Source organism: Amycolatopsis sp. AA4 (assembly GCF_002796545.1).
Taxonomy (GTDB): domain Bacteria; phylum Actinomycetota; class Actinomycetes; order Mycobacteriales; family Pseudonocardiaceae; genus Amycolatopsis.
In genome coordinates, this window is sequence record NZ_CP024894.1 from 3,039,952 (window position 1) to 3,065,304 (window position 25,353).

Genomic DNA, 25,353 nt, shown 5'->3' on the forward strand with positions numbered 1-25,353 from the left:
GTCCATCATGGCGGGTCCCACTGCCAGCGCAGACCGAGGATTCCCGGAGTGACCGCCGCCGACACGACGTGCGCGGGAAGGCCCTCGGTGATCGGCAGCTCGGCAGCTGTCGTCTCCGGCCCGGCCGGGGAGTCGAGGCGGTAGGCGTGGCAGGACCGCGGTGCGAAGCCGGGGGCGAAGTGTAGCTCCAGCACGTGTTCGTGCACGGCGTTGCGGAAGCGGCGCTCGTAGGACCAGTCCGGGCGGTCGTCGGTGAACTCGAACTCGTACTCGGCGATCGCGGTTTCGCCCCGGTCCAGACCGCGGCCGAGGACGAGTTCGGCCACCGTGAACCCCTCCTCGGCGAGGGTTTCCGTGCGCCCGGGCGAGCAGTAGCGGGTGCGCACCAGCCGCGGCGGGCAGCCGGGGCCGACGCCGTGCGCGGTGACGAGCCGGATGTGCGTGTCGTCCTCGGTCGCGCGCAGGACCTCGCGCACTTCCAGCCGGTGCAGCCGCCGGTCCGGGCCGACGTGGACGGCTTCGTGCAGGCTCACGACCACCAGCGACGTCCGGTACGCCGTCTCGAACGAGTTCAGCACCCGCAGCACGGCGTTGCGGCGCCCCCACAGCCGTTCCCAGCGCACCACCGGAACCGGCGGCGGTTCCGGATCGCGCTCGATCAGCCCGGTGAGCGAACCCGGCGGCAGCTCGAGCACGTCCTCGAGAATGCGCACCGCGACCCGCGAGCGGGCGCGGGCGGGCACGGTGCGGCCGGTCCGCCAGTAGCTGAGCGTCGTGGTGCTGACCGCCGCGCCCGCCGCGGCGAGCCGGTCCCGGAGCCGGTCGAGGCCGAGCCCGCTGCGGTCGATGGCCAGGGTCAGGGCACGGCTGAACGGCCCGTCCGCGAGCGCGTCGGCGAGCCGGTCCGGCTGGGTGCCGGGACCTGTCGAGAACACCTGCGTCCTCCTCGGGTCGTCCCCACCCCATTCGCCCTCGCGACCGGGCGGCGGCGCAACCGTCGAAGGTCGGGTCTTGGCCGGTCAGCTCGGCTGCTCGACGAAGGGTTCGCGCAGTTCGACGACCCATTCGCGCTCGTCGTCGGAAGTGTGCAGATAGACCTCGCAGGGGAAGCCGTCCGCGCGGAAGCCGTGCTCGTCGGTCCACCGGGCGAGTTCCTGGTATCCGGCGAGGAAACCGCTCGGCGGGCCGTGGTGGACCAGCGTCGCGGCGCGCGCGGCGGGCAGTTCGGCCGGCTCGAGGCCGTTCGGCTCGGCGACGGCGCCGGACACCGGCAGCGCGGCGTGCACGACGACGGGATCGTCTTCGCCGGCGGGCTTTTCGTAGTAGCAGACGAGAGGCCCCGCCGGGGTGGCGTCGGATCCTTCGAGCCGCTGGCCGAGTTCCGCGCACAGCGGGCGCAGGACCGGGCTGATCGCGTCGGGGGAGAAGCTTTCGACGGTCGCGGTGAGCCGCACGACGGGGGTCGCGGGGAGGTCCTTGACGACGATTTCGGTGTCCGGCATGGCGTGCTCGCTTTCCAGGGTGCGGAGTCTCGCCTCGACCTCGGCCAGCCGGAGCCGGTCGGCGGCGACCCGTTCGGCCAGCTCCGCCCGGCGCAGCGTCAGCATGCCGCGGACCTGCTCGGGCGTGATCTGCTCGTCCAGCAGCGCGGCGACCTCGCCGAGCCCGAAGCCGAGCTCCTTCAGCGCGACGATCCGGTTCAGCGCGGCCAGCTGTTCGGCGGTGTAGCGCCGGTAGCCGGTGTACGGGTCGACCTCGGCGGGCCGGAGCAGGCCGAGCGCGTCGTAATGCCTCAGCATGCGAACCGACACCCGGCCGTGGCGGGCGAATTCTCCGATGGTGAACATGACCTCCCCAGCACACGCTCTGACACGGTGTGAGAGTCAAGTGTCCCCGCCGGACCGGGAACGGGCCGGCCCCCTGCGCCGACCCGCCCCGGCGGCCCCCTCGTCCCCCGACGAACGAGGGGACCCCGCCGGTCCGCCGCCCTCCACAAGGACGGACCGGCGCCGTTCGCGGCTCCCGCGAACGGAACAGCGCGGGTCCGCCCTCGTGACGGCGGTCGTCCGCAAAGCCACCCGATCGGGTGAGGATCGGGGAGTCCGTAGGCTGGCCGGGTGAATCGCACGGACCGGCTGTACGCACTGGTCGAGGAGCTCCGGGCGGTCGCGCCGCGCACCCGGACGGCGGCGTGGCTCGCGTCCCGGTTCGAGGTCAGCGTGCGCACGGTCGAACGGGACCTCGGCGCGTTGCGCGAGGCAGGCGTCCCGATCTGGACCGAAACCGGCCGGACCGGCGGCTACGGGCTCGACCGCGAACGGACCCTGCCGCCGCTCGCGCTCACGCCGGAAGAGGCCATCGCGATCACCGTCGCGCTGCGTTCGGCCGCGGGTTCGCCGTTCGCGGGCGCGGCGGAGTCGGCGGCGCGCAAGGTGCTCGCGCGGCTCCCGGCCGACGTCCGCGACGCCGAACAGCACCTCGCCGCGCGGCTCCACCGGGTTGGCGAGGCCGAACCGCCGGCTGTCCACAGCGGACTGATCCTCACCGCCCTCGCCGCGCGGCGCGTCCTGCGGCTGTCGTATGTGGACGCCAAGGGGCAGGAGACGGAACGCGACGTCGAGCCGCTGGGCCTGCTGTGGGGTCCGGCGGGCTGGTACGTGCTCGGCTGGTGCCGCCTGCGCGACGCCGTCCGCGGGTTCCTGCTGGACCGGATCCGCGCCCTCGCGCTCACCGGCGACCGCGTCGAACGCCGCGAGGTCGACCTCGACGCCGAGCTTGCGCGGATCTCCGCCCGCCCGCTCGGCGAGTGACCTGCGCCACGCGGCTCGGAAACACCGACAGGACGGTGTCGCCGGCGGCCGCGATCGTTTCTCGCATGGCAACCGACCTGAACCCCGAAGAAATCCCTGCCCTCTGGTGTCGCATGTGGAATGAGGACGCCTCGCTCGCGCACCGGCTGCTGACCGCCGACGGCCGCCAGTGGTCCGGCACCAAACCCGGCCTCGACCCGCTGATCGGCCCGGCGGACGCCGAGGCGTTCATCGCGAAGTACCAGCGCGAGGTCGGCAACAAGTTCGTCCCGCGCACCTTCGTCATAGACGGGACTGACCGGCTCGCCTTCACCTGGGACGTCACCCGGCGCGACGGCGTGGTCATCACCGGAGCCGACCTGTTCGTGCTCACCGGCGGAAAGGTCTCGCGGAACTGGACGATTCCCTCGCCGGACGGCCGTTCGGAGCTGGCGGACGGACCGGGCGCCGGCGATTTGGACCGCGAGGAACTGCGGGTGCTGGCCAAGGACGCGCATCCGTGGCACGGCGAACTGGTGCTCGACCCGGTGCGCCAGACCATCGCCGGGACCTGGTCGGACGGCGAGCGCGGCGGGATCGCGGTCCTGGTCGCGGTCGACGGCCGGGTGGACCGGGAATGGGTGGTGCCGGGGACGCGTCCGCTCCCGTGATCCCGGGGCCGGCGCGTGCGATCATGGGGTCCGGCCGGCAGGAAGGACCCCATGAGCGCACCGCCCGTCCACCGGTTCCGCGCCCGCGACGGGCTCGAACTGGCCTACCGCGAACTGGGCCAGGGCACGCCGGTCGTGCTGCTGCACGGGTTCACCTCGTCCGGCGAGGCGTGGCTGCGCGGCGGGCTGGCCGCGCAGCTCGCCGAACGGGGGTTCCGCGTCCTGCTCCCGGATTTCCGCGGGCACGGCGCGAGCCCACAGCCGGACGATCCGGGCCGCTACCCGCCGGATGTGCTCGTGGACGACGGGCTCGCGTTCGTCGAGCAACTCGGCCTGACCGGCTACGCCCTGGGCGGGTACTCGCTAGGCGCGCGAGTGGCGCTCCGCATGGTCGTGCGGGGCGCGCGGCCGTCCCGGATGCTCCTTGGCGGGCAAGGACTCGCCGCGATGCAGCGGGGCGGCGAGGGAGGTCCGCTGCACCGGGTGCTCTCGGCGTTGACCGAAGGCCGGACGGTGGAACCGGCCGACGCCCAGACCGCGTACTGGATCGGCCGTCTCGGCGCCGACCCACACGCGTTGATGCACGTCCTCCGCTCAGTCGTACCGACGGACAACCTCGCCGCGCTGGGGATTCCGGCGCTTGTCGCGGTCGGCAGCGAGGACGCGGGGCATGCCGACGCCGAGCCGCTCGCCCGGCTCCTGGACGCGGAGTTCACCTGGGTGCCCGGTGACCATTACAGTGCGTCGGCCGCACCGGAGTTCGCCGCCGCGGCGGTGCGGTTTTTCGCCGGCGGACAGCGAAACTGACCGGACTCAAGCCCCGATCCGGCGCTCGAACCCCTCCGGGATGATCAGGTCGTCGCGGCTCAGGTCGTGCACGCTGCGGTGGCCCAGCGCGAGCAGCGTCGAATCGATGCCGTTGCGCAGCACGTCTAGCACGTTCTCCACCCCGGCCTGCCCGCCCGCGGCGAGGCCCCACAGGTACGCGCGCCCGATCAGGACCGCGCGCGCCCCGAGCGCGAGCGCCTTCACGACGTCGCTGCCGCGCCGGATTCCGCCGTCCAGCAACACTTCCACGTCGTTCCCGACTGCCTCGGCGACCGCGGGCAGGGCGCGGATCGTGGCGGGAGTCCCGTCGAGGTTGTTGCCGCCGTGGTTGGACACCGAGATCGCGCTGACCCCGGCGTCGACCGCGCGGCGTGCCTCGTCGACTCGGTACACGCCCTTCAGCAGGAACGGCCCGTCCCACTGTTTCCGCAGCCAGCTCACGTCTTCCCAGCTCGGCGGGGCGGTCTGCATCCACTGGCCGTACGCGCCGAAGAACGACGGCACCGGCGTGCCGGGTTCGGCCATGTTCGGGACGCTGAGGTCGGGCAGTTTCTTGGTGCGGGCGTAAGCGAGCAGCCAGCGCGGATGCATCATGCCCTCGGGCGCGAACCGGATCAGCTCGCGCAGCGTCAGCTTGTCCGGGATGTGCGGGCTGCCCCAGTCGCGGCTGTGCGAGAACGACCAGTCGAGGGTGAGGACGATCCCGACCGCGCCCGCGGACCTGGCCCGCTCGAGCCGGCCGAGGATGTCGTCGCGGCTGCCGGTCCAGTACACCTGGAAGTACGTGTTCGGGTTGGCCGCCACCACTTCCTCGATCGGCTTGCTGGCGAACGACGACAGCCCGATCGACGTCCCGCGCGCCGCGGCCGCGCGGGCGACCGCCACCTCGCCGTCGGGGTGCACGGCCTGCACGCCGGTCGGCGAGATCAGCACCGGCAGCGCGACGTCGCGGCCGAGGACGTTCGTGCTCAGATCTCGTTCGCCGGGCAGCCCGGCGGTGCGCGGGGCGAAGCGCAGCTCGTCGTACGCGGCGAGATTGTCCTGCAGCGTCAGCCCTTTTTCCGAACCGGCGATCAGTGCCGAGTAGACGGACGCGGGCAGGCGTTTCTTCGCCCGCCGCTGTGCTTCGGCGACGGATTCGAACCAGGTGGTGCTCATCGTTTTCCCTTCGGGTCGACGCGCAGAGGGCGCCAGGTGACGCGCGGCCGCAGCGGGACCGCGGTGCGATGGGTGAAGCAGCCCGCCCACACCCCGGCGCCGTACGCGAGGTCGTCGGCGATCGCGCCGGTGGTGTAGCGGAACGGGTCGAGATCGGGGCGTTGCCGCAGCCAGGCGGTCAGCGGCGGTCCGGCGAGCAGCGACGCGACCGCGGCCCGTCGTCCCCAGCGTTTTCGGCCGCCGGGCAGCAAGAGCGCCGCGAGCAGGGGAGCGGCGAATTGGGTGCTGTAGCGGCCGGATCCGAGCCAGGTTTGGCCGACGGCGGTGGCCATCGCTGGGGGGACGCCGTGGGCGGGCACGTCGCTTCGGCGCAGTACCCGGGTCATGCTCAGCACCGCGCCCGCGAACGCGAGTGCGGCCGGGAGCGGACGGCGGGCCAGGAGCGCGGCGACGGTCAGCGTCGGCCATGGGTGCAGGACGAGCGGGGCCATCGCGGCCGGGCGGCGGAGGGCCAGCGGTGCGGCGGAAGTGCCGTAGCTGGCCCGGCGACGGAGCAACGCGCGCCAGGTCTCCGGTTCGTGGTGATCGACGTGCGCGGACGGGTCGTAGCGGATCCGGAAGCCGGCGTCGTGGAGTCGCCAGCCGAGGTCAACGTCCTCGCCGACGCGCATGGCCGGGTCGAAAACCGCGCCGTCGCGGGCGATGGATTCCAACGCGGTCCGGCGAACCAGCAGTGCGGCAGTGGGCACATAGGACAGTCGGGTGCCGGGCGCGACGCGAGCCGCGGCGGTGCCCAAGTCGAGGCTGCTCGCGGCACGGGTATAGCGGCCGGCCCAGGTGTCCGGGGCGAGGGGACGCACGCGCGGAGCGACGGCGGCGACGAGCGGATCGGCGAAATGCCCGGCCAGCCGGTCGATCCAGTCCGGGGACGGGAGGCAATCGCTGTCCAGGAAGGCGATCAGGTCGGTGGAAACGTGCTCCAGCGCGGTGTTCCGGGCCGCGCCCGGGCCGCCGTTGACGTCGCGGCGGACCAGTTTCGCGCCGTGTGCGGAGGCTGCCGCGGCGATGGCGGCGGGGTCGGCGGATCCGTCGTCGACGACCAGTGCGGGATATCGGCCGTCGAGTGCGGCGAGGCAGCGGCCGAGCAGTTCGGCCCGGTCGCGGACCGGGATGACGACGGTCGCGTCGGCGGTTTCGGAGGCGGTTGTGGCTGGGGGCGACGGGTGTGCGAACCCGGCGTCGGTGAGCAGCCGGGCGAGGACGCCTTCCGCGGAAGTCTCGACCGGGTGGTCCGCCAAGCGTGCCCACGCGGTTCGACCAGCCTTCGTGAGACGCAGGACGCGGGCGGGCGAGCCGCCGAAGAGGAGGCCGTCGGAGAGTTGTTTGACGCTCGGGTCCAGGGCGAGGCGGAATCCGGCGGGGAGCGGGGTGGTCACAGCGCCAGCCCTCCGTCCACCGGGAGCACGGCACCGGTGGTTGCGCTGCTTTCCGGCCCGGCGAGGAATGCCAGGACCGCGGCGACCTCAGCGGGATCGAGCAACCGCTGCATAGGTTGTTGCGCGGCAAAGCTTTGTGCCGAAGGCAGGCTGTACAGTCTGGCGCTCTCGGCGAGAATCGGAGTGTCGGTCGAACCCGGGCTGACTGCGTTCGCGGTGACGCCGGAGTCGCCCAATTCCGTGCCCAGTGCGCGAATCAGCCCGGCGACGCCCGCTTTCGCCGCGCAGTACGCCGCGAGCATCGGCAACCCGCGCGTGGCGGCAGCGGACGCGACGGCGAGAAATCGTCCGGAGCGGGGTTTCGGACGGCGCAGCAACGCGGGAATCGCGACGCGGGCGAGGTTGAGAACGCCGCGCAGGTTGACGTCGAGGACTGCTTCTTCCTGTTCCGGCGGCATTTCCCACAGCGGTACGCCGCCCGCGATCACTCCGGCTGCCGCGATGGCCGCGTCGAGGCCGCCCCAGTGTTGTTCCGCCGCTGTTACCGCCGCGTCCAGGTGACCGCGATCGCGGACATCTGCGCGGAATTCCTCGGCGGTGCCGCCGTTCTCGCGGATCTTGGCGACCACTGTGGACAGTTCTTCCGCCGTGCCCATCGGGTAGGGGAGGGCCGGGTCGTTTTCGGCGAGGTCGACGGCGAGCACGGCCCAGCCTTGCTCCGCCAGCTTGATCGCAGTGGCTGCGCCGACGCCGCGCGCCGCGCCGGTGACGAGGGCGGCTTTCATGGCGCGCCTACGGCGGTCCAGTCGCGCACGTGCGCGCGCAACTGGGCCGTGAGGTCGTCGAGGAGATCCTGGCCCTCGTCGGCGGTCGCGCCGGTGGGGTCGCCGAGGATTCCAGTGTCGGTCACCGCGCGCACGCCGCCTTTGCGCAGAATCGGAAGCAACTCGCTCAGCGGACGAGTGTCGCCCGGAACTGCTTTGTCCAGCCGCACTTTCTCCGGGCGAAGAGCCAGCTGCAGAGCGGTTTCCGGCCGTCCGGCGTGCGGATCTCCTTGCCAGCGCGGCTCGAACACCGAGACGTCCCGCGATTCGGCCCGCAGGGTCGCGGCCGCGCGGGTCACCGAAGCCGCGTTCCCGCCGTGCGCGGACACGAAAAGCAGCCGCCGGAACGTTTCGCCGGCCGACCGGCCCAGTTCCACGAGCAGGAGTTCCGTGGCGGCCTGGCCGATCGACAGCGTCCCGGCGAAGCCCGCGTGTTCGCCGCTCGACCCGTACGGCACCGCGGGCGCGACCAGCACGTCCGAGCGCTCCGCGGCGAGCCTTTCGCACAACGCCGTCGCGATGTCGGTGTCCGTGCTCAACGGCAGGTGCGGGCCGTGCTGCTCGGTGGCGCCGAGCGGCACGGCGAGGATCGCGCCGGACGCCGCGTATTCGGCGACGTCCGGCGACGACAGATCGGCCAGGCGCATTTCAACGGCCCGGAGCGAAGCCGGCGAGCGGGTTCTCGTCGCAGGCGCGTTCCGGCGGACGGCGCATGCCGATGGTCACCGGCACCTTGCGGTGCGAGTGGTCCAGCGACGGCTTCGGGACGCTGCCCGCGGCGACCCCGGCCAGCGCGCGTTCGCCGTGGCCGCGCACGCATTCGGGGTCCGGGCCGTCGAGCGGCAGCCCGGTGAAGAACTTCGCCGCCATGCATCCGCCGCGGCAGGCGTCGAAGGCCGAACACGACGTGCAGGCCCCGCCGCTCTGCGGGCTGCGCAGTTCGGCGAACAGCTCGGATTCCCGCCACACGCGGGCGAATCCGCCCTCGCCGCGCGTGTTCCCGGCGAGGAAGGTGTCGTGGATGGCGAACGGGCACGCGTAGACATCGCCGACCGGGTCGATCAGGCACACCACCCGGCCCGCCCCGCACAGGTTGAGCCCGGGCAGGCCGCCGTCGCCGTAGCCCGCGAGGTGGAAGAACGAATCGCCGGTGAGCACGTTTTCGCCGTGCTTCACCAGCCAGTCGTACAGCTCCCGCTGCTGGGCGGCGGTCGGGTGCAACTCGTCCCAGACGTCCGCGCCGCGGCCGGACGGGCGGAGCCGGGTGAGCCGCAGCTGGGCGCCGTAGCGGTCGGCGATGGCTTTGAAGTCGTCGAGCTGCCCCGCATTCTGCCGGGTCACCACGACAGAAATCTTGAAGTTCCCGAACCCGGCGGCGGCGAGATTCTCCATCGCCCGGATGGCGGTGCGGTAGGAACCGGGCCCCCGGACGTGGTCGTTGACCTCCTCGGTGGCGCCGTCGAGGGAGATCTGGACGTCGACGTAGTCGCTGCCGGCGAGCCGTTTCGCGACGTCCTCGGTGATCTTGATGCCGTTGGTGGAGAACTTGACGCCGACGTGGTGCTCGGTCGCGTAGTCGACCAGTTCCCAGAAATCGGACCGGACGGTCGGCTCGCCGCCGCCGATGTTCACGTAGAACACCTGCATGCGCTCGAACTCGTCGATCAGCGCCTTGCACTCGGCGGTGCTCAGCTCGCGCGGATCGCGGCGGCCGGACGAGGAAAGGCAGTGCACGCAGGAAAGATTGCAGGCGTAGGTGAGTTCCCAGGTGAGGCAGATCGGCGCGTCGAGCCCGAACTGGAATTCGTCGACAAGCGACATCACACGCTCCTCGGATGGATCATGTCCGACGCCGCGAGGGCGGCGAGGGCGGCGCGGTAGCGGGGCAGTTCGGCCTGCGAGACCCCGGCCTTCGCGCACGCGGCGCGGGCGGAGGGGTGGTCGGTCAGCGCCTGCACCGCGGCGAGCATGGTGCGGCTCTTGAGAAAGGACAGCCGGCGGGTGCCGAAGTGGTACAGCAGCGCGCCGAACCGCTCCGGCCGGATGGAGACCCGGCTGTCCAGTTCCCAAGCACCGTCCAGATCGAACGCCGCGGCGCTGCGATCAGTAGACACCGCACATTCCGTCGATCGAGACCTCTTCGACGAGCAGTTCGTCGGCTACGACTTCTTCGGCCTTCGTCTCGGTGGCTGTCGTCTCGCTCATCGTGACTCCCTTGTCTCGCTCGGCGATATTTGACACTTGGTGTCGAATGTGACGGCGACAATACTGTCACCCCGTGCCAGAAGCAATGCTTCGCTCGCACACGGCACCCGAATGGGCGGTGTCCGCGTCCGGGAACCGACTGCCCCGCCGGTCCGACTCCTCAGGAGGCGGACCACGCGAAGGGAGCAGGATGGCCATCGGCATCGACGAGGAGTCACGCACCGGGCGAGCCCCGGCGACCGGATGGGCGGCGATTCGCCCCTTGGTGCTGCGGCTGCACTTCTACGCCGGGGTCTTCGTCGGCCCGTTCCTCCTGGTCGCCGCGCTGACCGGGATCGCGTACGTGTGGACGCCGCAGCTGGAGCAGGCCGTCTACGCGCACGAGCTGCACGTCCCCGCGGCCGCTGGCGCGATCCCGCTCGATCAGCAGGTCCTCGTCGCGCGCGGTCGGGTGCCGGACGGAAAGGTCATCGGCGTCCGCCCGGCGCCGTCCGCGACCGACACCACCCAAGTGATCTTCGACCGTCCGGGCCTGGCGCCGAGTTACCGGTACACAGTGTTCGTCAACCCGCACGACGGCGAGGTCCGCGGCGCACTCGAGACCTACGGTTCCGGGCAAGCGCTGCCGGTACGGGGCTGGATCGACACCCTGCACCGCAACCTCCATCTCGGCGATTTCGGACGGCTTTACAGCGAGCTGGCGGCTAGCTGGCTGTGGGTGATCACCCTTCTGGGACTGGCTTTGTGGCTCGGCCGCCGTCGGCGTCTGCGTGCGGTGCTCCTGCCGTCCGGCGGAAAACCCGGACGCCGCCGACTGCGGTCCTGGCACGGCTCGACCGGCCTGTGGATCGCCGCGGGCCTGTTGTTCCTTTCCGCGACCGGACTGACGTGGTCGTTGCACGCGGGCGCGAACATCACCTCGCTTCGGTCCTCTTTGGACTGGACGACGCCGTCGCTCTCTCCCGGCAAGGCGTCTCCCGGCGACGTCGGCTGGCAAGCCGTCCGCGACGCGACCGCCCGCGCCGGATTGGCCGATCCGGTGGAGATCCGGCCGCCTTCCGGAGGCGGTTACGTGGTGCAGCAGGTGGGGCGGAGCTGGCCGTCCAAACAGGACTCGATGACGGTCGATCCCGGCACCGGGACGATCACCGGGACGCTGAGGTTCGCGGATTACCCGCTGGCCGCGAAGCTGAGCCGGTGGGGGATCGACGCGCATATGGGGTTGCTGTTCGGGGTGGTGAACCAGATCGCGCTGACGGTGCTCGGGGTGGCGTTGGTGTGCGTGGTGGGGTGGGGGTACCGGATGTGGTGGCTGCGGGGCAGGGGCGGGTGGTCGCGTGGCCAGGGGCGCTCCGAGCCGGTTGTGACGCGAATGGCTGGCGCTGGCGGGTTGCCGGAGACGCGGGGTGGGGCGCTGTCGGGTGGCTCTGGTCGGGTGCCGTCGGATGGCGGGCGGTTGCGCGATGGGGCTGGATCCGGTGGGGCGGCGGAAGAAGGTGGATTACCGCACGACGGCGGGTTGCCGGAGCACAGCCGGTCGCCAGCCGGGGCCGAGGTGCTGAAGGTAGGCGGGTTGCCTGGCGGCGGGTCGCTGGAGCACGGCCGATTGGCGGATGGTGCCGGAGTGGCGGAAGTCGGCGGGTCGTCGGGCCGTGCCGCGCTGCCGGAGGTGGGCGAGCTGCCGGGCGGTCCCGGGCTGTCGATGGTCGGCGGGTCGCCAGGCGCTGGGGCGTCGGAGGACGGTCAGATGTCGGGTAGTGCCGGGGTGCCGAAGGTCGACGGCTTATCGGGCGGCGGCAGGCCGCAGGCGGGCGGTGGGTGGTCAGGCCGTGCCGGGTTGCCGGAGGACGTTGGGTCGTCGAGCGGTGCTGGAGTGCAGAACGTCGGCGGGCGGCCGAGCGGCGGCGAGTTGGCGGAGGCCGGCCAGTCGCTGGGAGGCCGCGGGTTGCTGGAGGGCGGTAGGCCGGCCGAAAGCGACGAGTGGGCGGAGGACCAGGCGCATCCCGGCCAGGTGCCGACGCGCGGGCCTCGCTCAGACCGGTCGCGGGACCGGGGCCGTTTCGGCCGGATGCCAGCGCGCGGCGCGTGGCGGCGGATCCCGGGCCGAGTGCTGGCCCCGGTGCTGGTCGGAGTGGCGGTGGTGGGGTGGTTCCTGCCGGTGCTCGGGGTGTCGTTGCTGGGATTCCTGGCGGTGGACTGCCTGCTGGGCTTGCGCCGGGAGGTCGCGCGATGATCACCGAACCGGGTTTGCGCTGGATTCTCACCGTGCTGTTCGCCGCGGCGGGGGCGTTCTGTCTGTACCGATGCGTACGACGCACGGGCTGGAACGGGCGAGTGGCGGACGCGCTGCACGCGGCGATGTGCGTCGGCATGGTCACGATGGCTTGGCCGGCGACGATGACTTTCGCGCGGATCCCGCAGGTCGTGCTGTTCGCGGCGGCCGCCGGATGGTTCGCGGTGAGCGCGGCATGGGGATTCGGCCACGGACGCCTTCCCGGAGCACACCACGCGCTGATGATGGCCGGGATGGCGTGGATGGCGTTCGCGATGCCGTCGGCGATGGCGGGAATGACGATGTCCGCCGCCGCGATGGGCGGCGAGCACGCCGGAATGGACATGGGCGACGCAAGCATGACCATGACCGGGCACGCGCCCGCACAGGTAGTGGTGGTCGCGGCGGTGCTGGCGGTGGTCTTCCTGGTCGCGGGAATCGCGTGGCTGGCGCGGGCGATCGACCACGCCCGGACGGTCGCCCGCCCGGGACGCCGCGAGATCGGGCTGGTGATGGAGGGCGTGATGAGCTTGGGAATGTCGGTGATGGCAGTAGCGATGATCTGAACCGGGCGGGTGCGTGACCGTTCGGCTGGCTCGTCGCGCGGCCGGGCGGTCGGTGCCTCTTGTTTTTTTGGGTGCCGCGGGCCGGAGCTTGATCGCGTGGTGGGGTGGGCAGGCTCGGCGTGGCCTCCGATCGGGCGTGCGGGGAAGAACCCGTCGCTCGGGCGGCGCGGGTTTCGCCGCGGCGGCAGGCCCTCTCATTAGGTTGTGCAGGCAAACGCTCTCAGCGTCCGTTGTTGAGCTGGATGGATTCGTGCGGATTTGGCTTGTGCCAGGGTCTGTTTCGGGGTAGCCGCGGCGCTGTTGTGCGGGCGAGACTTTGCGGCTTTTGCTTGGGACGCGCGGGAGCTTGCTGTGTCAGGTTGCCCTGGTCATGGCTCGCGGCTGGTTGCTGGGGCTTGCTGCATTGAGGTTATGGCTTGCCGCAATGAGGTTGTGCGGGCCGATTGTTCGGGCGGGCTGGGTTAGCGAGTTTTGTGGCCTGGCTGAGCGGGCTCCCATGGCCTTCGCCGAGTTCGCGAGGCCCACGTACAAGGCGTCGTGGGCCGGGTTTTGAGTCACGCGAAGCCGGTAGCCCGAGCGGCGTTCGGACGGTCCAAGGACTTGTCGTCTCAACTGCCGATAGCCGTTGTCGCGCGGTTGCCTTCATGCGGCGTGGCAGACGGGTGAAATGGTGCCGCGGATTCGCGTTCGTTCCATCGCGATTCCGGCTGAGTGAGCTGTTGAGGCCGGGATCGTGAGCGGGTGCGGGTCAGGCGGCGCGATGTCGTCCGGTCGGGCGTTGGGAGTCGCGGGCCCGTTTCGGGTGGGGGCGGACCAGGGCGAGTGCGCCGTGGGTGGCGACGGCGGTGTGGTCCGGGTCGTCGGCGGTGTCCGCGAGGTCGGGGCCGGGCTGGTGCCGGAGGCGGTGCTGGCGGTGGACGGCGTAGAGCAGGGCCAGTCCGACGACGAGGAAGACGTGCGACAGCACCCGCGCGACGGTCACCCGGTCGCCGATCAGGTCGCTGGTCGTGAGCACCGCCAGGACGATCACGAATCCGGTGATCATCGGCAGCTGACCGGCCGCGGCGCGAGTCCTCAGGGCGGCCCACAGCAGCCCGACGCCGACCGCGAGGTTCCAGGCCGCGCTTTCGTTGATGAGGTGGCCTTCCATGAAAGCGCCGCTGCCGTGGGCGTTGTCCATGCCGAGCAGTTGCGCGAACGCCAGCCCGCACTGGACCAGCCCGACCAGTCCCAGCGCGACCCGCAGGCCCCATTTTTCGCGCGGCGGGGCCGGGGTTTCGGCGAGGATCCGGGCGGTGAGGTCGGGCACCTCGGGCGCGCTGCGGACCAGCAGGGCGCGGCGCAGCGTCGCGCTCCGCTCGTACCAGCTCCGGCACGACGCGCACGTCTCGAGGTGCTGGTCGACCTGCGGTTCGGGCAGCGGGCCCGCTTCGCCGTCGAGGCGCGCGGACAGCGCTTCGCGGAAGATTTCACAGCTCACGTCTGTCATAGTCGCTCGGACGCGCGTCCCGGTTCCCGGCGGGTTCGGCGAATTTTCTCCGGGCTGGTCAGGGAACTGTCCCGGACGGGCATGGACTACCGTGAGGTCCGTGTCCACCGGCCGCGACAACGACGACGAGCGGATCACCGCGCTGGCCCTCGCCGCCGGCCGCGGTGACCGGGTCGCCTTGGAATCCTGGGTCCGCGCGACGCAAGCCGACGCGTGGCGGTTCCTGGCCCACCGCACCAGCCCGGCCGAAGCGGACGACCTCACCCAGGAAACGTACCTGCGCGCGTTCGGCTCGCTGCCGCGCTTCGCGGGCAGGTCGTCGTCGAGGACGTGGCTGCTGTCCATCGCCCGCCGGGTCGTCGTGGACCGCATCCGCGCGCGCTCGGTCCGCCCCCGCGAATCCACGACGGCCGACTGGCAGCGCGCAGCCGAAGAACAGTCCGCCCGGACCCGCACGGCGGGCTTCGAGGACCTGATCGAACTGGGCCTGCTGCTGGACACCCTCGACGAGGACCGCCGGGAAGCCCTGGTGCTGACCCAGTTCCTGGGCCTCTCGTACGCGGAGGCGGCCGAGGTGTGCGGCTGCCCGGTCGGCACGGTGCGCTCCCGGGTGTCCCGCGCCCGCGACGATCTGCTGCGCGCGCAGGAGGAGAACGACACCGCGATGTGATGCGGGGTCGTTCCGGTTTTTGCCGGGCCGCGCGGCTGCCGGGCTCGGGTCGTGCGGCGGCGCTGAATCGCTTGGCGGCTGGGTGGGCCGCGGCTCGCGTCGGGTGGACGGCAGCCGGACGGGCGGTTCGCTGCGCTGAACGATGGCTTCTAGTCGGACGTCATTGGTCAGGGCGGGCGGTTGCGGATCGCCGGGCTGGGTGATTCGCTCACGTCCAGAGCCAGAGCCAGAGCCAGAGCCAGAGCCAGAGCCAGAGCCAGAGCCAGAGCCAGAGCCAGAGCCAGAGCCAGAGCCAGAGCCAGAGCCAGAGCCAGAGCCAGAGCCAGAGCCAGAGCCAGAGCCAGAGCCAGAGCCAGAGCCAGAGCCAGAGCCAGAGCCAGAGCCAGAGCCAGAGCCAGAGCCAGAGCCAGAGCCAGAGCCAGAGCCAGAGCCAGAGCCAGAGCCAGAGCCAGAGCCAGAGCGGTCAGCGGTATCCGACTTTCGGCGTGCGGCGGTCCGGCGCCCGACCGTCGGCGGTCGGCGGTCCGGCAGGTTGCTCGGACGCGCGGCCGGACCACGACCGTGATCCACATCGCGGGAACTCGCCGCTCGCCCTGTCCGACCACTTTGGTGTGCGCACAATTCCGGCCCTGCACCGGCGGGGTTTGCTTGCCGCGGCGGGGTTTGCCGCGGCGGCCGTCGTGGTGGTGGTCGCCGCGGCGGGCGACGTTTACGCGGCGCTCGGCAACCCGGCTCCTGGTCCGTTGACGTCCTTCGGCACCTCCTTGCTGCGGTTGGTCGCCGACGCGGCCGGGGTGGTCTGCGTCGGCGGGCTGGCGTTCGCGGTATTTCTGAGTCCGCCGGGCGAAGCGGGACGGCTCTCCCCGGACGGATACGCGGCGACCCGCACCGCGGCTGCCGCGGCTGGTGTTTGGGCGCTCGCGGCTGCGGTCCTGGTGCCGTTCGACGCCGCTGACGCGTCCGGGCGGCCGGTTTCCGAGGCGTTGCATCTGGCGAAGCTCGCCGTCCTCGTCAACGCCATGGAAGAGCCCAAGGCGTGGCTCTGCGTCCTGGCAGTGGCGACGACCGTGGCGATCGGCGTTTGGCGCACGTTGACCTGGCGCACCACGGTTCTGTGGCTCGGCCTCTCCCTCGTCGGGTTGCTGCCGAGAGCGATCGCCGGGCACGTCTCCATCGGTGCGTGGCACGACCTGGCCACGAATGCCTTGGTGTGGCACGTGATCGCGGCGGCATTGTGGACCGGTGCGCTGGTTGCGCTGCTGGTCCACCGCGGTTCAGGCGCGGCACGAGAGGTCGCGCTCCGCCGGTACCGACGGTTGGCGACGTGGTGTCTCGTCGTGCTCGCCGCATCCGGGGTGGTCGACGGTCTCGCGCTTGCCCGTCCGGCTGGATTATTCACTGGCTATGGCTTGCTCCTCGGGGTGAAGGTTGTGTTCACGGTCGTGCTGGCGGTGCTGATCGTCGTCACGCGCCGCCGTTGGCGGGGCGGCGCAGCGGCTCTCGTGGCGGAGGTCGCGGTGCTGGCTGGGGCAATGGGAGTTTCGGCCGGGCTGGCGCATCTGGTGCCGCCGGCGTTCGTGGACGATCCGGCGACCGTCGGCGAGACCGTGCTCGGCTACGACCTGCCTGATCCTCCGACATTCGCTCGTCTTTTTCTCGATTGGCGTCCGGACTTGCTCCTCGGGGTCGTCGCGGTCTCCGCGGTGGCGGGCTACGCGGTCGGGATGCGTCGTCTCCGCAAGCGCGGCGACGACTGGCCTCGCGGCCGGTTCTGGGCGTGGACGTGCGGCTGGGCGACGGTGCTGATCGCGACGTCGTCCGGCCTGGGCAAGTACTCGTCCGGAACCTTCAGCCTGCACATGGTCATCCACATGACGCTGGCCATGCTCGCCCCGGTGCTGCTCGTCCTCGGCGGACCGGTGACCCTCGCGCTGCGCGCCTTGCCGGTGGCGGGCAAGGGACCGGACGGTCCGCGCGAGTGGCTGGTGGCGCTGCTGCACTCGCGGTTCACGCGCCTGGTCGCGCACCCGCTGGTGGCGTCGGTGGTGTTCGTCGGCTCGTACTACGCGCTGTACTTCTCGGGCCTGTTCGGCGAGGCGATGCGCTACCACTGGGCGCACCAGCTGATGAACCTCCATTTCCTCGTGTCCGGCTACGTTTTCTTCTGGCTGGTGATCGGCGTCGACCGGCCGCCGCGTTCGATGCCGCATCTCGCGCGGCTCGGCATGATGTTCGCGGTGATGCCGTTCCACGCGTTCTTCGGCGTGATCCTGATGAACAGGCAGACGGTGATCGCCGAGACGTTCTACCGCTACCTGTCCCTGCCGTGGATGTCCGACCTCCTTTCCGATCAACGGCTGGGCGGCGGCATCGCCTGGGCCACCGGCGAAATCCCGATGATCGTGGTCGTCGTGGCGCTGCTGGTGCAGTGGGGCCGCCACGACGACCGCGAGGCCGCTCGGCTGGACCGTCGCTTCGACAAAGGCGAGGACGACGAGTTCGCCGCCTACAACGCGATGCTCGCCAACCTGGCGGCCAGAAGGCAGTAGCCGCGGTCCGGGGCCGGCCGTCGCGAATCGGGTTCGGTCCGCCCCTGAGTTCCGCGCGCGACCCGCATCGGCTCGTCGGCCACCGAATCCGGCTGCCGCAAAGCGTGTGCCACCGCGGCAACGATCTCGTTGCGCTGAGCCGATTCCGGTGCTAGACCACGGCAGTCACCACCTTGTCCAAGGCTCCGCGTTTGACGTCGTCGACGAGAACTTTCAGCTGCGCCAAGCTCATCTCCACTCGCTGCCCGAAGTCGTCGGTCAGCACGACGCGACGTTCCGGCGGGGCGGCGTCGTCGAGGAACAGCTCCGGGCAGCCGCAGTCGCAGTTGCCGCAGAACGTGGCCACGTGGTGTAGATCTCCCGCTGCTGCAAAGGTTTCGGACATTGTCGCTCCTGTCTGATCGGGTCGGGTCGGGCACTGCCACCATCCGGATAGTCGTCCGGGAGGGCCGAAAGGTTCCCGAGTCACCCGAAGGAGTGGCGACGGAAAACCAGGCGTACTATGGAAATCAGTCCGCCTTCCCGGCGTCGGCACTGCCACCGACTTTGTGCCCGTCCTGGAATCCGGAGAACCATGTCTGCGCAGACCGCCGCCCCCGCGGCGACCCCGACCCGTCACCTCGATCTCGCCGTCGGCGGGATGACCTGTGCCGCTTGTGCGGCGCGCGTCGAGCGTTCCCTCGGCAAGCTCGACGGCGTCCGCGCCACGGTGAACTACGCGACCGAACGCGCGACTGTCCACTATCCGCCTGACCTCGACCCTGCCTCGCTGGTCGCGACGATCGAGCGCGCGGGCTACACCGCGACCGTCCGCGGCGAAACCAGCCCGGAAAACCGCGACGCGCGGGTTCGCGACTTGCGCCGCCGGCTGATCGTGGCCGCGGTGCTGGCCGTCCCGCTCGGCAATCTGTCGATCACGCTCGCGCTCGTGCCGTCGTTGCGATTTCCGTTGTGGGAGCTGGTATGCCTGCTGCTCGCGACACCCGTGGTGTTCTGGTCGGCGGCACCGTTCCACCGCGCCGCGCTGCGCAATCTGCGGCACCGATCGTCCAGTATGGACACGCTCGTTTCCCTGGGTGTGCTGGCCTCCTATCTGTGGTCGGCGGCTTCGGTGCTGATCGGCTCGGGCGGCGAAGCGGGATACTGGATCGGGTTCGGCGCGACCGCGCCCGGCGCGGATTCGGTGTACCTCGATGTCGCGGCCGGAGTGACGACATTCTTGCTCGCTGGCCGGTATTTCGAGGCGCGGTCACGGCGAGGCGCGGCGGATCTGCTCGGCGCGCTGGACGCGTTGGCCGCGAAGGACGTGCGGATTCTGCGCGAGGACGGCGAAGTGCTGGTCGGTATCGGCGAACTGGCCGTCGGCGACCGCTTCGTGGTGCGGCCGGGGGAGAAGATCGCCGCGGACGGAACTGTCGACAGCGGTCTGTCCACAGTGGATGTAAGTGCCATCACGGGCGAACCCGTCCCGGCGGAGGTCGGGCCGGGAACCCGGGTGATCGGCGGGAGCATCAACCTGAACGGCCGGCTGGTGGTGCGTGCGGAGGCCGTCGGCGCGCGGTCACAGCTGGCGCAGATGAGTGCGCTGGCCGAGCGGGCGCAGGAGCGGAAGGCGGCGGTGCAGCGGCTGGCCGACCGGGTGTGCGCGGTGTTCGTTCCGGTGGTTTCGGCGTTGGCGCTGCTCACCTTGGCGGGATGGTTGCTCGCCGGGAATCCGGTTCGGGACGCCTTCGGCGCGGCGGTGTCGGTGCTGATCATCGCGTGCCCGTGCGCGTTGGGGCTCGCGACGCCGACGGCGCTGATGGTCGGCGTCGGGCGGGGTGCGCAGCTCGGGATTCTCGTGAAGGGGCCGGATGCGCTCGAGGCGAGTCGTACGGTCGACACCGTCGTGCTGGACAAGACCGGAACGGTGACCCAGGGGCGGATGACACTCGCGGAGACTCGGGCGTTCGGGGCGTTCGCGCCGACGGAGGTGCTTCGCCTCGCAGCAGCGGTGGAAGCGTCGTCGGAACACCCGATTGCCGCAGCGATTGTCGCCGGTGGGCCAGAGGTGCTTCCGGCGGATGAGTTCGAGGCATTGCCTGGGCTGGGCGCGCGTGGCGTGGTCGAGGGGATGACTGTGGTGGTCGGTCGGCCGAGGTTGCTGGTGGACGAAGGGGTTTCGGTCGTCCCGGAGGTTGAGGACGCGGTGGCGTCGGCGGAGGCTGGCGGGGCGACGGTCGTGCTCGTGGCGGCGGCCGGCGAGGTCGCGGGCATGCTCGTGGTGCGGGACGAGGTGAAGCCTTCGGCCCGGGCGGCGGTGGCGCAGTTGCATCGGCTTGGGTTGAAAACGGTGTTGCTTACCGGAGACAACGAGGTGACCGCCCGAGCCGTCGCCGCGGAGGTCGGGATCTCCGAGGTGCTCGCTGGGGTGTTGCCCAGCGAGAAGGCGGCGGCGGTGTCTGCGTTGCGGGGCAAGGGACATCGGGTGGCGATGGTCGGCGACGGGGTGAACGACGCCCCCGCACTGGCGACTGCTGACCTCGGATTGGCGGTCGCCGAGGGGACTGATCTCGCCTTGCGGTCGGCCGACATCATCCTGGTCCGCGAAGACCTGTCGGTGCTGCCGGACGCGATCCGCCTCGCGCAGCGGACGTTGCGCACCATTCGAGGGAATCTCGTCTGGGCGTTCGGGTACAACGTGGCCGCGCTGCCGCTCGCCGCGTGCGGGCTGCTGAACCCGCTGATCGCCGGGGCCGCGATGTCGTTGTCGTCGGTGCTGGTGGTGGCGAACAGCTTGCGGTTGCGGAACTTCGCGCCCGGGAGCTGATCCCCGGGGTGGGCGGGATCACGCTGGCCGTCACTCGCCCGATTAAGTTAGGTTGACTAATCATTGGCGTCGGAGGGTGAGGTGCGCGGTGACGCGGGAGCCGGGATCGAGGGGCGGATCGCACTGGTGACCGGCGGTGCGCGCGGGGTCGGGGCGACCGTCGTCGAGGCGCTCGCAGATGCAGCCTCGGGGGAGCGGGGCGCTGGTCACCGTCGGGTCGAACGCGGCTGGTGTCCCGCGGTCCGGGATGGCGGCCTATGCGGCTTCCAAAGCGGCGACCATGCTCACTTGCTGCCTCGGGCCGGAACTCGCCGCGTCGGGGATCCGGTGCGACATTGTCTCGCCGGGGTCGACCGACAGGGACCTGTAACGTCTACTGTGGACGGACGAATCCGGCGAGAACGCGTGATCGCGGGGAATCCCGAGCAGGGGCGCGTCGGGATTCCGCTCGGGCGGATCGCCGACATCGCGGACGCGGTGCCCTTTCTCGCGTCCGACCAGGCTCGGCACGTCACCCTGCAGAACCTCTACGTCGACGGCGGTGCCACGCTCCGCGCGTGACCCGGGTTGACCCGCCGGGCGGCTTTTCCTTTTCGTCCGAGTACGTTAGTGTCAATTAGGTTAGGCTAACCAAACAGTCGAGTCTGGACCTTGTCCAGGAGGCGGACGGGGCGGCTCGGCCGCCTGCGCGTGTGCGAAAGGAAATTCACCTCGTGTCCTCACCTGCTCCGGCCCGTCCGCGGCCGGTCCACCGGGCGGCGGATCTCCTGGCCGCGTATCTGCCGGGGTCGTTCTACTACTCGTCGGCGCGCGGGGTGTTGCTCGCCGACGGGGTGCATTCGCACGTCCGCGGCGCTTCCGGCGCTCGGGCCGCGGCGGCTGCCGAGGCGTTGGAGGCCGCGGTGCTGGCGGGGGTCGCGGACCCGGTTGTGGTGGGAGCCATCGGGTTTCGGCCGGATTCCGGGAGCAGCTTGATTGTGCCCGCGGTGGTGCGGCGGGCACAGGCGCCTGGCGACGAGGACGGTGCGGGCAGCAGCGCGCAGTTGGCGAGGCCGATTTCTGGCTCTGTTGACCGGGAGATGGCGACGGGCGAACGCGCTGACCGGGAAATGGCGGGCGACGGCCGCGCGGCGACGTCCGGTGGGAAGGTGCGCGGGCGTTCGCAGGTGCGCGATGAGGAGCTGGGCGCGGAGTCCGCCGCATTCCGAGGCGGCTCAGGTGCCAAAGACGCCGAAGCGTTGTTGCGCAACAATCAGAGTCGCTGGACCGTAGTGCCGCAGCCCGCCCCTGAGGTGTATGCCGAAAGTGTCCGCCGGGCGGTCGAGCTGATCGGTGACGGGGAACTCCGCAAGGTCGTCCTCGCTCGGGCGTTGGATCTCGTTGGCGAGCAAGGTGTTTCGGTGCGAAAACTGCTCCGTGAGCTTGTCGTGGCGGATCCGGCGGCGCACGCCTTTGCCGTTGACGTCAGCGCGCCTGGGGATCCGACGCCGCGGACGCTCGTCGGGGCCAGTCCGGAGTTGCTGGTGTCTCGCCAGGGCGACGTCGTGACCGCGAATCCGCTCGCTGGGTCGCGGCGGCGGACGGGGGATCCGGCGCGGGATGCCCAAGCGATTGCCGAACTGCGAGTGTCCGAAAAAGACCTTGCCGAGCATGCTCTCGTCGCTGCGCAGGTCGCCGAGGTGCTGGGGCGTTACTGCACCGAACTGGAGGTTCCGGAGAAGCCGGAAGTGATTGGCACGCCTACGATGTGGCACCTTTCGACCCGGATCACCGGGCGGGTGGGGCCGGGCGGGCCGTCGTCGCTGGAGCTGGCCGAGGCGTTGCATCCGACGCCTGCGGTGTGCGGGGTTCCGGTCGATTTGGCGCGCGACACGATCGCGCGGCTCGAGCCGGTGGATCGCGGGTATTACGCCGGGCTGGTCGGCTGGACCGATCTCGCGGGGGACGGCGAGTGGGTCGTGACGATCCGGTGTGCCGAGGTGTCGGACCGGACAGCGCGGCTGTTCGCGGGAGCGGGGATCGTCGCCGGGTCGGATCCGGCCGCGGAATTGGCGGAGACCAGCGCGAAATTCGGGACGTTGCTGCGAGCGCTGGGTGCGGAAGGGGTCGCGTGAGTTTCGTGGGCGGAGGCAGCCGCGTGGGCAGCCGGTCGGGGCGCTGCTGTGCGAGGGGGCGGCGGTGGCCGAGGTGATGACCGAGTCGTATGTGCGGGACGGGGCCCAGGATCCGGACCGGGCGCCCGCCGATCGGGCGGTGAGCCGGACGGACCCGTGCCTCGGGTGGGAGCGGACGGTGCGGGTTTGATCGCTGCGGAGAGCGGTCCGTGAAGGACTCCTTGAGGGAATCAGATTCCCTCAAGGAGTCCTTCACGGACCTTTCGCGTGGGTGGTGCGGGCTAAGGAAGCAGATTGGCTCGGCGGGCGGCGTTGACGGCTTGAAGGCGGGTCTTCGCGTCCAGCTTCCGCATCGCGTTGCGCAGGTAGCTTTTCACCGTCTCCGGCCCCAACCCGAGCGCCTCGGCGATGTCCGCGTTGGTCTGCCCGGCGGCGGCTCCTTCGAGGACGTCCAGTTCGCGCGGCGACAACGACGGCCCGCGCACCGGGTCGCCGGTCAAGGACTGGCATACCGCGTCGATCCGGGCGCGCAGTTCCGGGTCTTCGACAGCGGCGGCGATCCGGCGCAGCTCCGCATGGCTCTCCCGGACCGCTTCCAGGTCCGCGGGCTTTCCCGACGGCACGGCTTCCGGCTCCGGGGCGAGCAGGTCCAGCCGTCGCTGGACTTCGGCGCGCACCGCCAGCTCTTGTTCCAGGTCGCGGGCCACTTCGACCATCGCGGTGACCGACCGGTCGCCGAAGCGGACATGTTCGCGGACCGCGCCGTACAGCACCGCCCGGACCGTCCGGTGCACGATCACCGGCACCGCCATCACCGAGCGCACGCCCTCTGCCTGGACCGCGCGGTCGAAGTGGTGGCTGATCGCGTCGCTGGTGTAGTAGTCGGGCAGCACCACCGGTTTCCGCACGCCGATCGCGCGACCGCCGAGGCCTTTGCCCTCCGCGACGACGAGGCCGAGCAGCGACGTCGTGGTGTTGCCGAGAAGTTCGGTCATCCGCAGCCGTTTGCCGTCCACGACCTCGCCGCCGAACGACAGCGGCACGCCCGCCGCGCTGCGGAGCCGGGCCAGGGCGCGGCGCACTTCGGCGGTCGTCTCGGCGGCACTCGTCACGGCAGGCACCCCACTTCGGCGGCACGGAGGCTCCGGCAGGAGGTGCGATTCTACCCAGCCGCGCCGCCGTTGTCGCCGCGTGCGGGTCGAAACGCCTGGTCAGAGCGGGTCCGGCAAAAACGGCCGACCACCCCTGTTCGGGGGTGGTCGGCCTGCTGACCTGCGGCGACGATGTGCCGACACCGGCCGACGATGACCGTGGAGCAGCCCCGTGAGCCCTGAACGCACCATGTTCGACCTGTTGCAGACCTATGCCGCGCCGGACGCGGACGCGACCCAGTTGCTGTGCGGACGGCATCCGGCCGACGCCGTCGCGTTCACCCTCGTCGAGGCCGACCTCAGCAGCCGCGACCTCACGTACGGCCAGCTCGAGGCCGCTTCCGCCCGGTTCGCCGCCGCGCTGGCCGCGCACGGCGTGCGGCCCGGCGACCGGGTCGCGACGCTGATGGGCAAGTCCGCCGAACTGGTGACCGCGCTGCTCGCGATCTGGCGGCTCGGCGCGGTCCACGTGCCGCTGTTCACCGCGTTCGCGCCGCCCGCGATCGCCCAGCGGATCGTCGGCAACGGGACGCGCGTGGTCGTGGTCGACGCCGGTCAGCGCGCCAAGCTCGACCCGGGCGAGGACCTGCCCGCCGACCCGTCGCGGATCATCGTGACGACCGGCGAAGCGTCCGGCGGCGACCTGTCGTTCGAGGCGCTGCTGGACGAGCCGCACCCGCTGCCCGACCCGGTCGCGGTCGGCGGCGACGGCACGCTCGTCGAGATCTTCACCTCCGGCACGACCGGCACCCCGAAGGCCGTGCCGGTGCCGCTGCGCGGACTCGCCGGAATCCACTCCTACCAGGTGTTCGGCCTCGACCAGACCGACGAGGACGTCTTCTGGAACGCCGCCGACCCGGGCTGGGCGTACGGGCTGTACTTCGCGTTGCTCGGCCCGCTCGCGACCGGACGCCGCAGCATCCTGCTGCACGCCGGGTTCAGCCCCGAGCTGACCTGGCAGGTGCTGGAACGCTTCGGCGTCACCAACTTCACCGCCGGCCCGACGGTGTACCGCGCGCTGCGCAGCTCGGGCCTGCCGGTGCCGGCCGGGCTGCGGCTGCGGCACTGCTCGTCGGCCGGGGAGCCGCTGACGCCGGACGTCGTGACCTGGGCCGAGGAGGTCCTCGGCTGCCCGGTGCGCGACCACTACGGGCAGACCGAAACCGGCATGGTCGTCGGCAACGCCTGGCATCCGCAGCTGATCGCGCCGGTCAAGACCGGTTCGATGGGACGCCCGCTGCCCGGGTTCGCCGTCGAGGTCCTGAAGGCGGGCAGCGACGAGATCGCGGAGGTCGGCGAGACCGGCCGCGTCGCGATCGACGTGTCCGCCAGCCCGCTTATGCCGTTCTCCGGCTACCGCGACGCCCCCGAGCGGACCGCGGAACGCTTCAGCGCCGACGGCCGCTGGTACTACACCGGCGACATCGCCGCCCGCGACCGCGACGGGTACCTGACCTTCGGCTCCCGCGACGACGACGTGATCCTCATGGCGGGCTACCGGATCGGCCCGTTCGAGGTGGAAAGCGCGCTGACGCAGCACGAGGCCGTCGCGGAAGCCGCGGTGATCGGCGCGCCGGACGAACTGCGCGGCGAGCTGGTGGTGGCTTACGTCGTGCTGAACCCCGGGGTCGAGGGGTCGGACGAGCTGGTCGACGAGCTGAAGCAGACGGTCAAGACCCGCCTGGCCGCGCACGTCTACCCGCGGCGCATCCACTTCGTGGCGGAACTGCCGAAGACGCCGAGCGGCAAGATCCAGCGTTTCGCATTGCGGGGGCGGGAGCTGAGCGCCGCTTCGAGCTGAGTTTTCCCGCGGCCGGCGCCA

22 protein-coding genes and 1 pseudogene are annotated in these 25,353 nt (G+C 71.2%); 11 read left to right on the plus strand and 12 right to left on the minus strand.

What is annotated here, in order from left to right:
- Positions 1-5 precede the first annotated feature (5 nt).
- Both CU254_RS14310 and CU254_RS14315 read right to left on the minus strand, forming a co-directional pair.
- Positions 6-935, minus strand: coding sequence for a hypothetical protein (locus CU254_RS14310; protein ID WP_009076801.1), 930 nt, complete (start codon positions 933-935; stop codon positions 6-8).
- A gap of 84 nt (positions 936-1,019) precedes the next feature.
- Positions 1,020-1,847 carry a MerR family transcriptional regulator gene (locus CU254_RS14315; RefSeq protein WP_009076802.1) on the minus strand — a complete coding sequence of 276 codons (828 nt, stop codon included), beginning with the start codon at positions 1,845-1,847 and terminating at the stop codon, positions 1,020-1,022.
- Between the two features lie 270 nt (positions 1,848-2,117).
- Here CU254_RS14315 and CU254_RS14320 point away from each other — a divergent pair, with 270 nt between their 5' ends.
- The 3 genes from CU254_RS14320 (at position 2,118) to CU254_RS14330 (ending at position 4,267) form a co-directional block, all read left to right on the plus strand.
- Positions 2,118-2,810 (plus strand): YafY family protein, encoded by a 693-nt coding sequence (locus CU254_RS14320; protein WP_009076804.1) that lies wholly within the window; start codon positions 2,118-2,120, stop codon positions 2,808-2,810.
- Positions 2,811-2,875: 65 nt separating this feature from the next.
- Positions 2,876-3,460 (plus strand): nuclear transport factor 2 family protein, encoded by a 585-nt coding sequence (locus tag CU254_RS14325; protein WP_100267057.1) that lies wholly within the window; start codon positions 2,876-2,878, stop codon positions 3,458-3,460.
- A 51-nt stretch (positions 3,461-3,511) separates the two neighbouring features.
- On the plus strand, positions 3,512-4,267 hold the full coding sequence (locus tag CU254_RS14330) for an alpha/beta fold hydrolase (protein ID WP_009076808.1): 756 nt from the start codon (positions 3,512-3,514) through the stop codon (positions 4,265-4,267).
- A gap of 6 nt (positions 4,268-4,273) precedes the next feature.
- Here CU254_RS14330 and mftD read toward each other — a convergent pair whose 3' ends face one another.
- The 7 genes from mftD to mftA are packed head-to-tail and all read right to left on the minus strand — an operon-like array spanning position 4,274 to position 9,911.
- Positions 4,274-5,446, minus strand: coding sequence for a pre-mycofactocin synthase MftD (gene mftD / locus CU254_RS14335; protein ID WP_009076810.1), 1,173 nt, complete (start codon positions 5,444-5,446; stop codon positions 4,274-4,276).
- Positions 5,443-6,882, minus strand: coding sequence for a mycofactocin biosynthesis glycosyltransferase MftF (gene mftF / locus CU254_RS14340; RefSeq protein ID WP_009076812.1), 1,440 nt, complete (start codon positions 6,880-6,882; stop codon positions 5,443-5,445). Before mftF ends, mftD begins: the two co-directional genes overlap by 4 nt.
- Positions 6,879-7,667, minus strand: a complete 789-nt coding sequence (locus CU254_RS14345) for a mycofactocin-coupled SDR family oxidoreductase (RefSeq protein WP_037713631.1) — start codon at positions 7,665-7,667, stop codon at positions 6,879-6,881. Before CU254_RS14345 ends, mftF begins: the two co-directional genes overlap by 4 nt.
- Positions 7,664-8,353: a mycofactocin biosynthesis peptidyl-dipeptidase MftE gene (gene mftE, locus CU254_RS14350; protein WP_009076817.1), complete on the minus strand. Its 690-nt coding sequence runs from the start codon at positions 8,351-8,353 to the stop codon at positions 7,664-7,666. Before mftE ends, CU254_RS14345 begins: the two co-directional genes overlap by 4 nt.
- Before the next feature lies 1 nt (position 8,354).
- Positions 8,355-9,527, minus strand: a complete 1,173-nt coding sequence (mftC, locus tag CU254_RS14355) for a mycofactocin radical SAM maturase (RefSeq protein ID WP_009076819.1) — start codon at positions 9,525-9,527, stop codon at positions 8,355-8,357.
- Positions 9,527-9,820 (minus strand): mycofactocin biosynthesis chaperone MftB, encoded by a 294-nt coding sequence (mftB, locus tag CU254_RS14360; RefSeq protein ID WP_009076821.1) that lies wholly within the window; start codon positions 9,818-9,820, stop codon positions 9,527-9,529. Before mftB ends, mftC begins: the two co-directional genes overlap by 1 nt.
- Entirely contained in the window at positions 9,810-9,911 is a 102-nt protein-coding gene (gene mftA, locus CU254_RS14365; RefSeq protein ID WP_037713632.1) for a mycofactocin precursor MftA, read from the minus strand. Before mftA ends, mftB begins: the two co-directional genes overlap by 11 nt.
- A gap of 190 nt (positions 9,912-10,101) precedes the next feature.
- Between mftA and CU254_RS44110 the strand changes: the two genes are divergently transcribed.
- Positions 10,102-12,144 (plus strand): PepSY domain-containing protein, encoded by a 2,043-nt coding sequence (locus CU254_RS44110; protein ID WP_009076823.1) that lies wholly within the window; start codon positions 10,102-10,104, stop codon positions 12,142-12,144.
- Positions 12,141-12,749 carry a DUF5134 domain-containing protein gene (locus tag CU254_RS14380; RefSeq protein WP_009076825.1) on the plus strand — a complete coding sequence of 203 codons (609 nt, stop codon included), beginning with the start codon at positions 12,141-12,143 and terminating at the stop codon, positions 12,747-12,749. Before CU254_RS44110 ends, CU254_RS14380 begins: the two co-directional genes overlap by 4 nt.
- A gap of 748 nt (positions 12,750-13,497) precedes the next feature.
- Here CU254_RS14380 and CU254_RS14385 read toward each other — a convergent pair.
- Positions 13,498-14,238 (minus strand): zf-HC2 domain-containing protein, encoded by a 741-nt coding sequence (locus CU254_RS14385; protein ID WP_009076826.1) that lies wholly within the window; start codon positions 14,236-14,238, stop codon positions 13,498-13,500.
- Positions 14,239-14,338: 100 nt separating this feature from the next.
- Between CU254_RS14385 and CU254_RS14390 the strand changes: the two genes are divergently transcribed.
- Both CU254_RS14390 and CU254_RS14400 read left to right on the plus strand, forming a co-directional pair.
- Entirely contained in the window at positions 14,339-14,908 is a 570-nt protein-coding gene (locus CU254_RS14390) for a sigma-70 family RNA polymerase sigma factor (RefSeq protein WP_009076827.1), read from the plus strand.
- Between the two features lie 611 nt (positions 14,909-15,519).
- Positions 15,520-17,457, plus strand: a complete 1,938-nt coding sequence (locus CU254_RS14400) for a cytochrome c oxidase assembly protein (RefSeq protein ID WP_009076829.1) — start codon at positions 15,520-15,522, stop codon at positions 17,455-17,457.
- A gap of 151 nt (positions 17,458-17,608) precedes the next feature.
- Here CU254_RS14400 and CU254_RS14405 read toward each other — a convergent pair whose 3' ends face one another.
- A complete protein-coding gene (locus tag CU254_RS14405; protein ID WP_009076832.1) occupies positions 17,609-17,842 on the minus strand; it encodes a hypothetical protein in 234 nt (77 codons plus the stop codon).
- Between the two features lie 189 nt (positions 17,843-18,031).
- Between CU254_RS14405 and CU254_RS14410 the strand changes: the two genes are divergently transcribed.
- From CU254_RS14410 to CU254_RS14425, 3 genes and pseudogenes are all read left to right on the plus strand, one after another.
- On the plus strand, positions 18,032-20,266 hold the full coding sequence (locus CU254_RS14410; RefSeq protein ID WP_009076834.1) for a cation-translocating P-type ATPase: 2,235 nt from the start codon (positions 18,032-18,034) through the stop codon (positions 20,264-20,266).
- 154 nt (positions 20,267-20,420) lie between these two features.
- Positions 20,421-20,827 (plus strand): annotated as a pseudogene (locus CU254_RS14415) (SDR family oxidoreductase); the annotation flags it as partial.
- A gap of 206 nt (positions 20,828-21,033) precedes the next feature.
- Positions 21,034-22,380: an isochorismate synthase gene (locus CU254_RS14425; RefSeq protein ID WP_369871179.1), complete on the plus strand. Its 1,347-nt coding sequence runs from the start codon at positions 21,034-21,036 to the stop codon at positions 22,378-22,380.
- Positions 22,381-22,661: 281 nt separating this feature from the next.
- Here the strand turns inward: CU254_RS14425 and CU254_RS14435 are convergent, their stop codons facing one another.
- Positions 22,662-23,492, minus strand: a complete 831-nt coding sequence (locus CU254_RS14435; RefSeq protein WP_037713640.1) for a LuxR C-terminal-related transcriptional regulator — start codon at positions 23,490-23,492, stop codon at positions 22,662-22,664.
- A gap of 211 nt (positions 23,493-23,703) precedes the next feature.
- On the opposite strand from CU254_RS14435, the gene CU254_RS14440 reads away from it, so the two are divergent.
- Entirely contained in the window at positions 23,704-25,332 is a 1,629-nt protein-coding gene (locus tag CU254_RS14440) for an AMP-binding protein (RefSeq protein ID WP_009076843.1), read from the plus strand.
- Positions 25,333-25,353 lie beyond the last annotated feature (21 nt).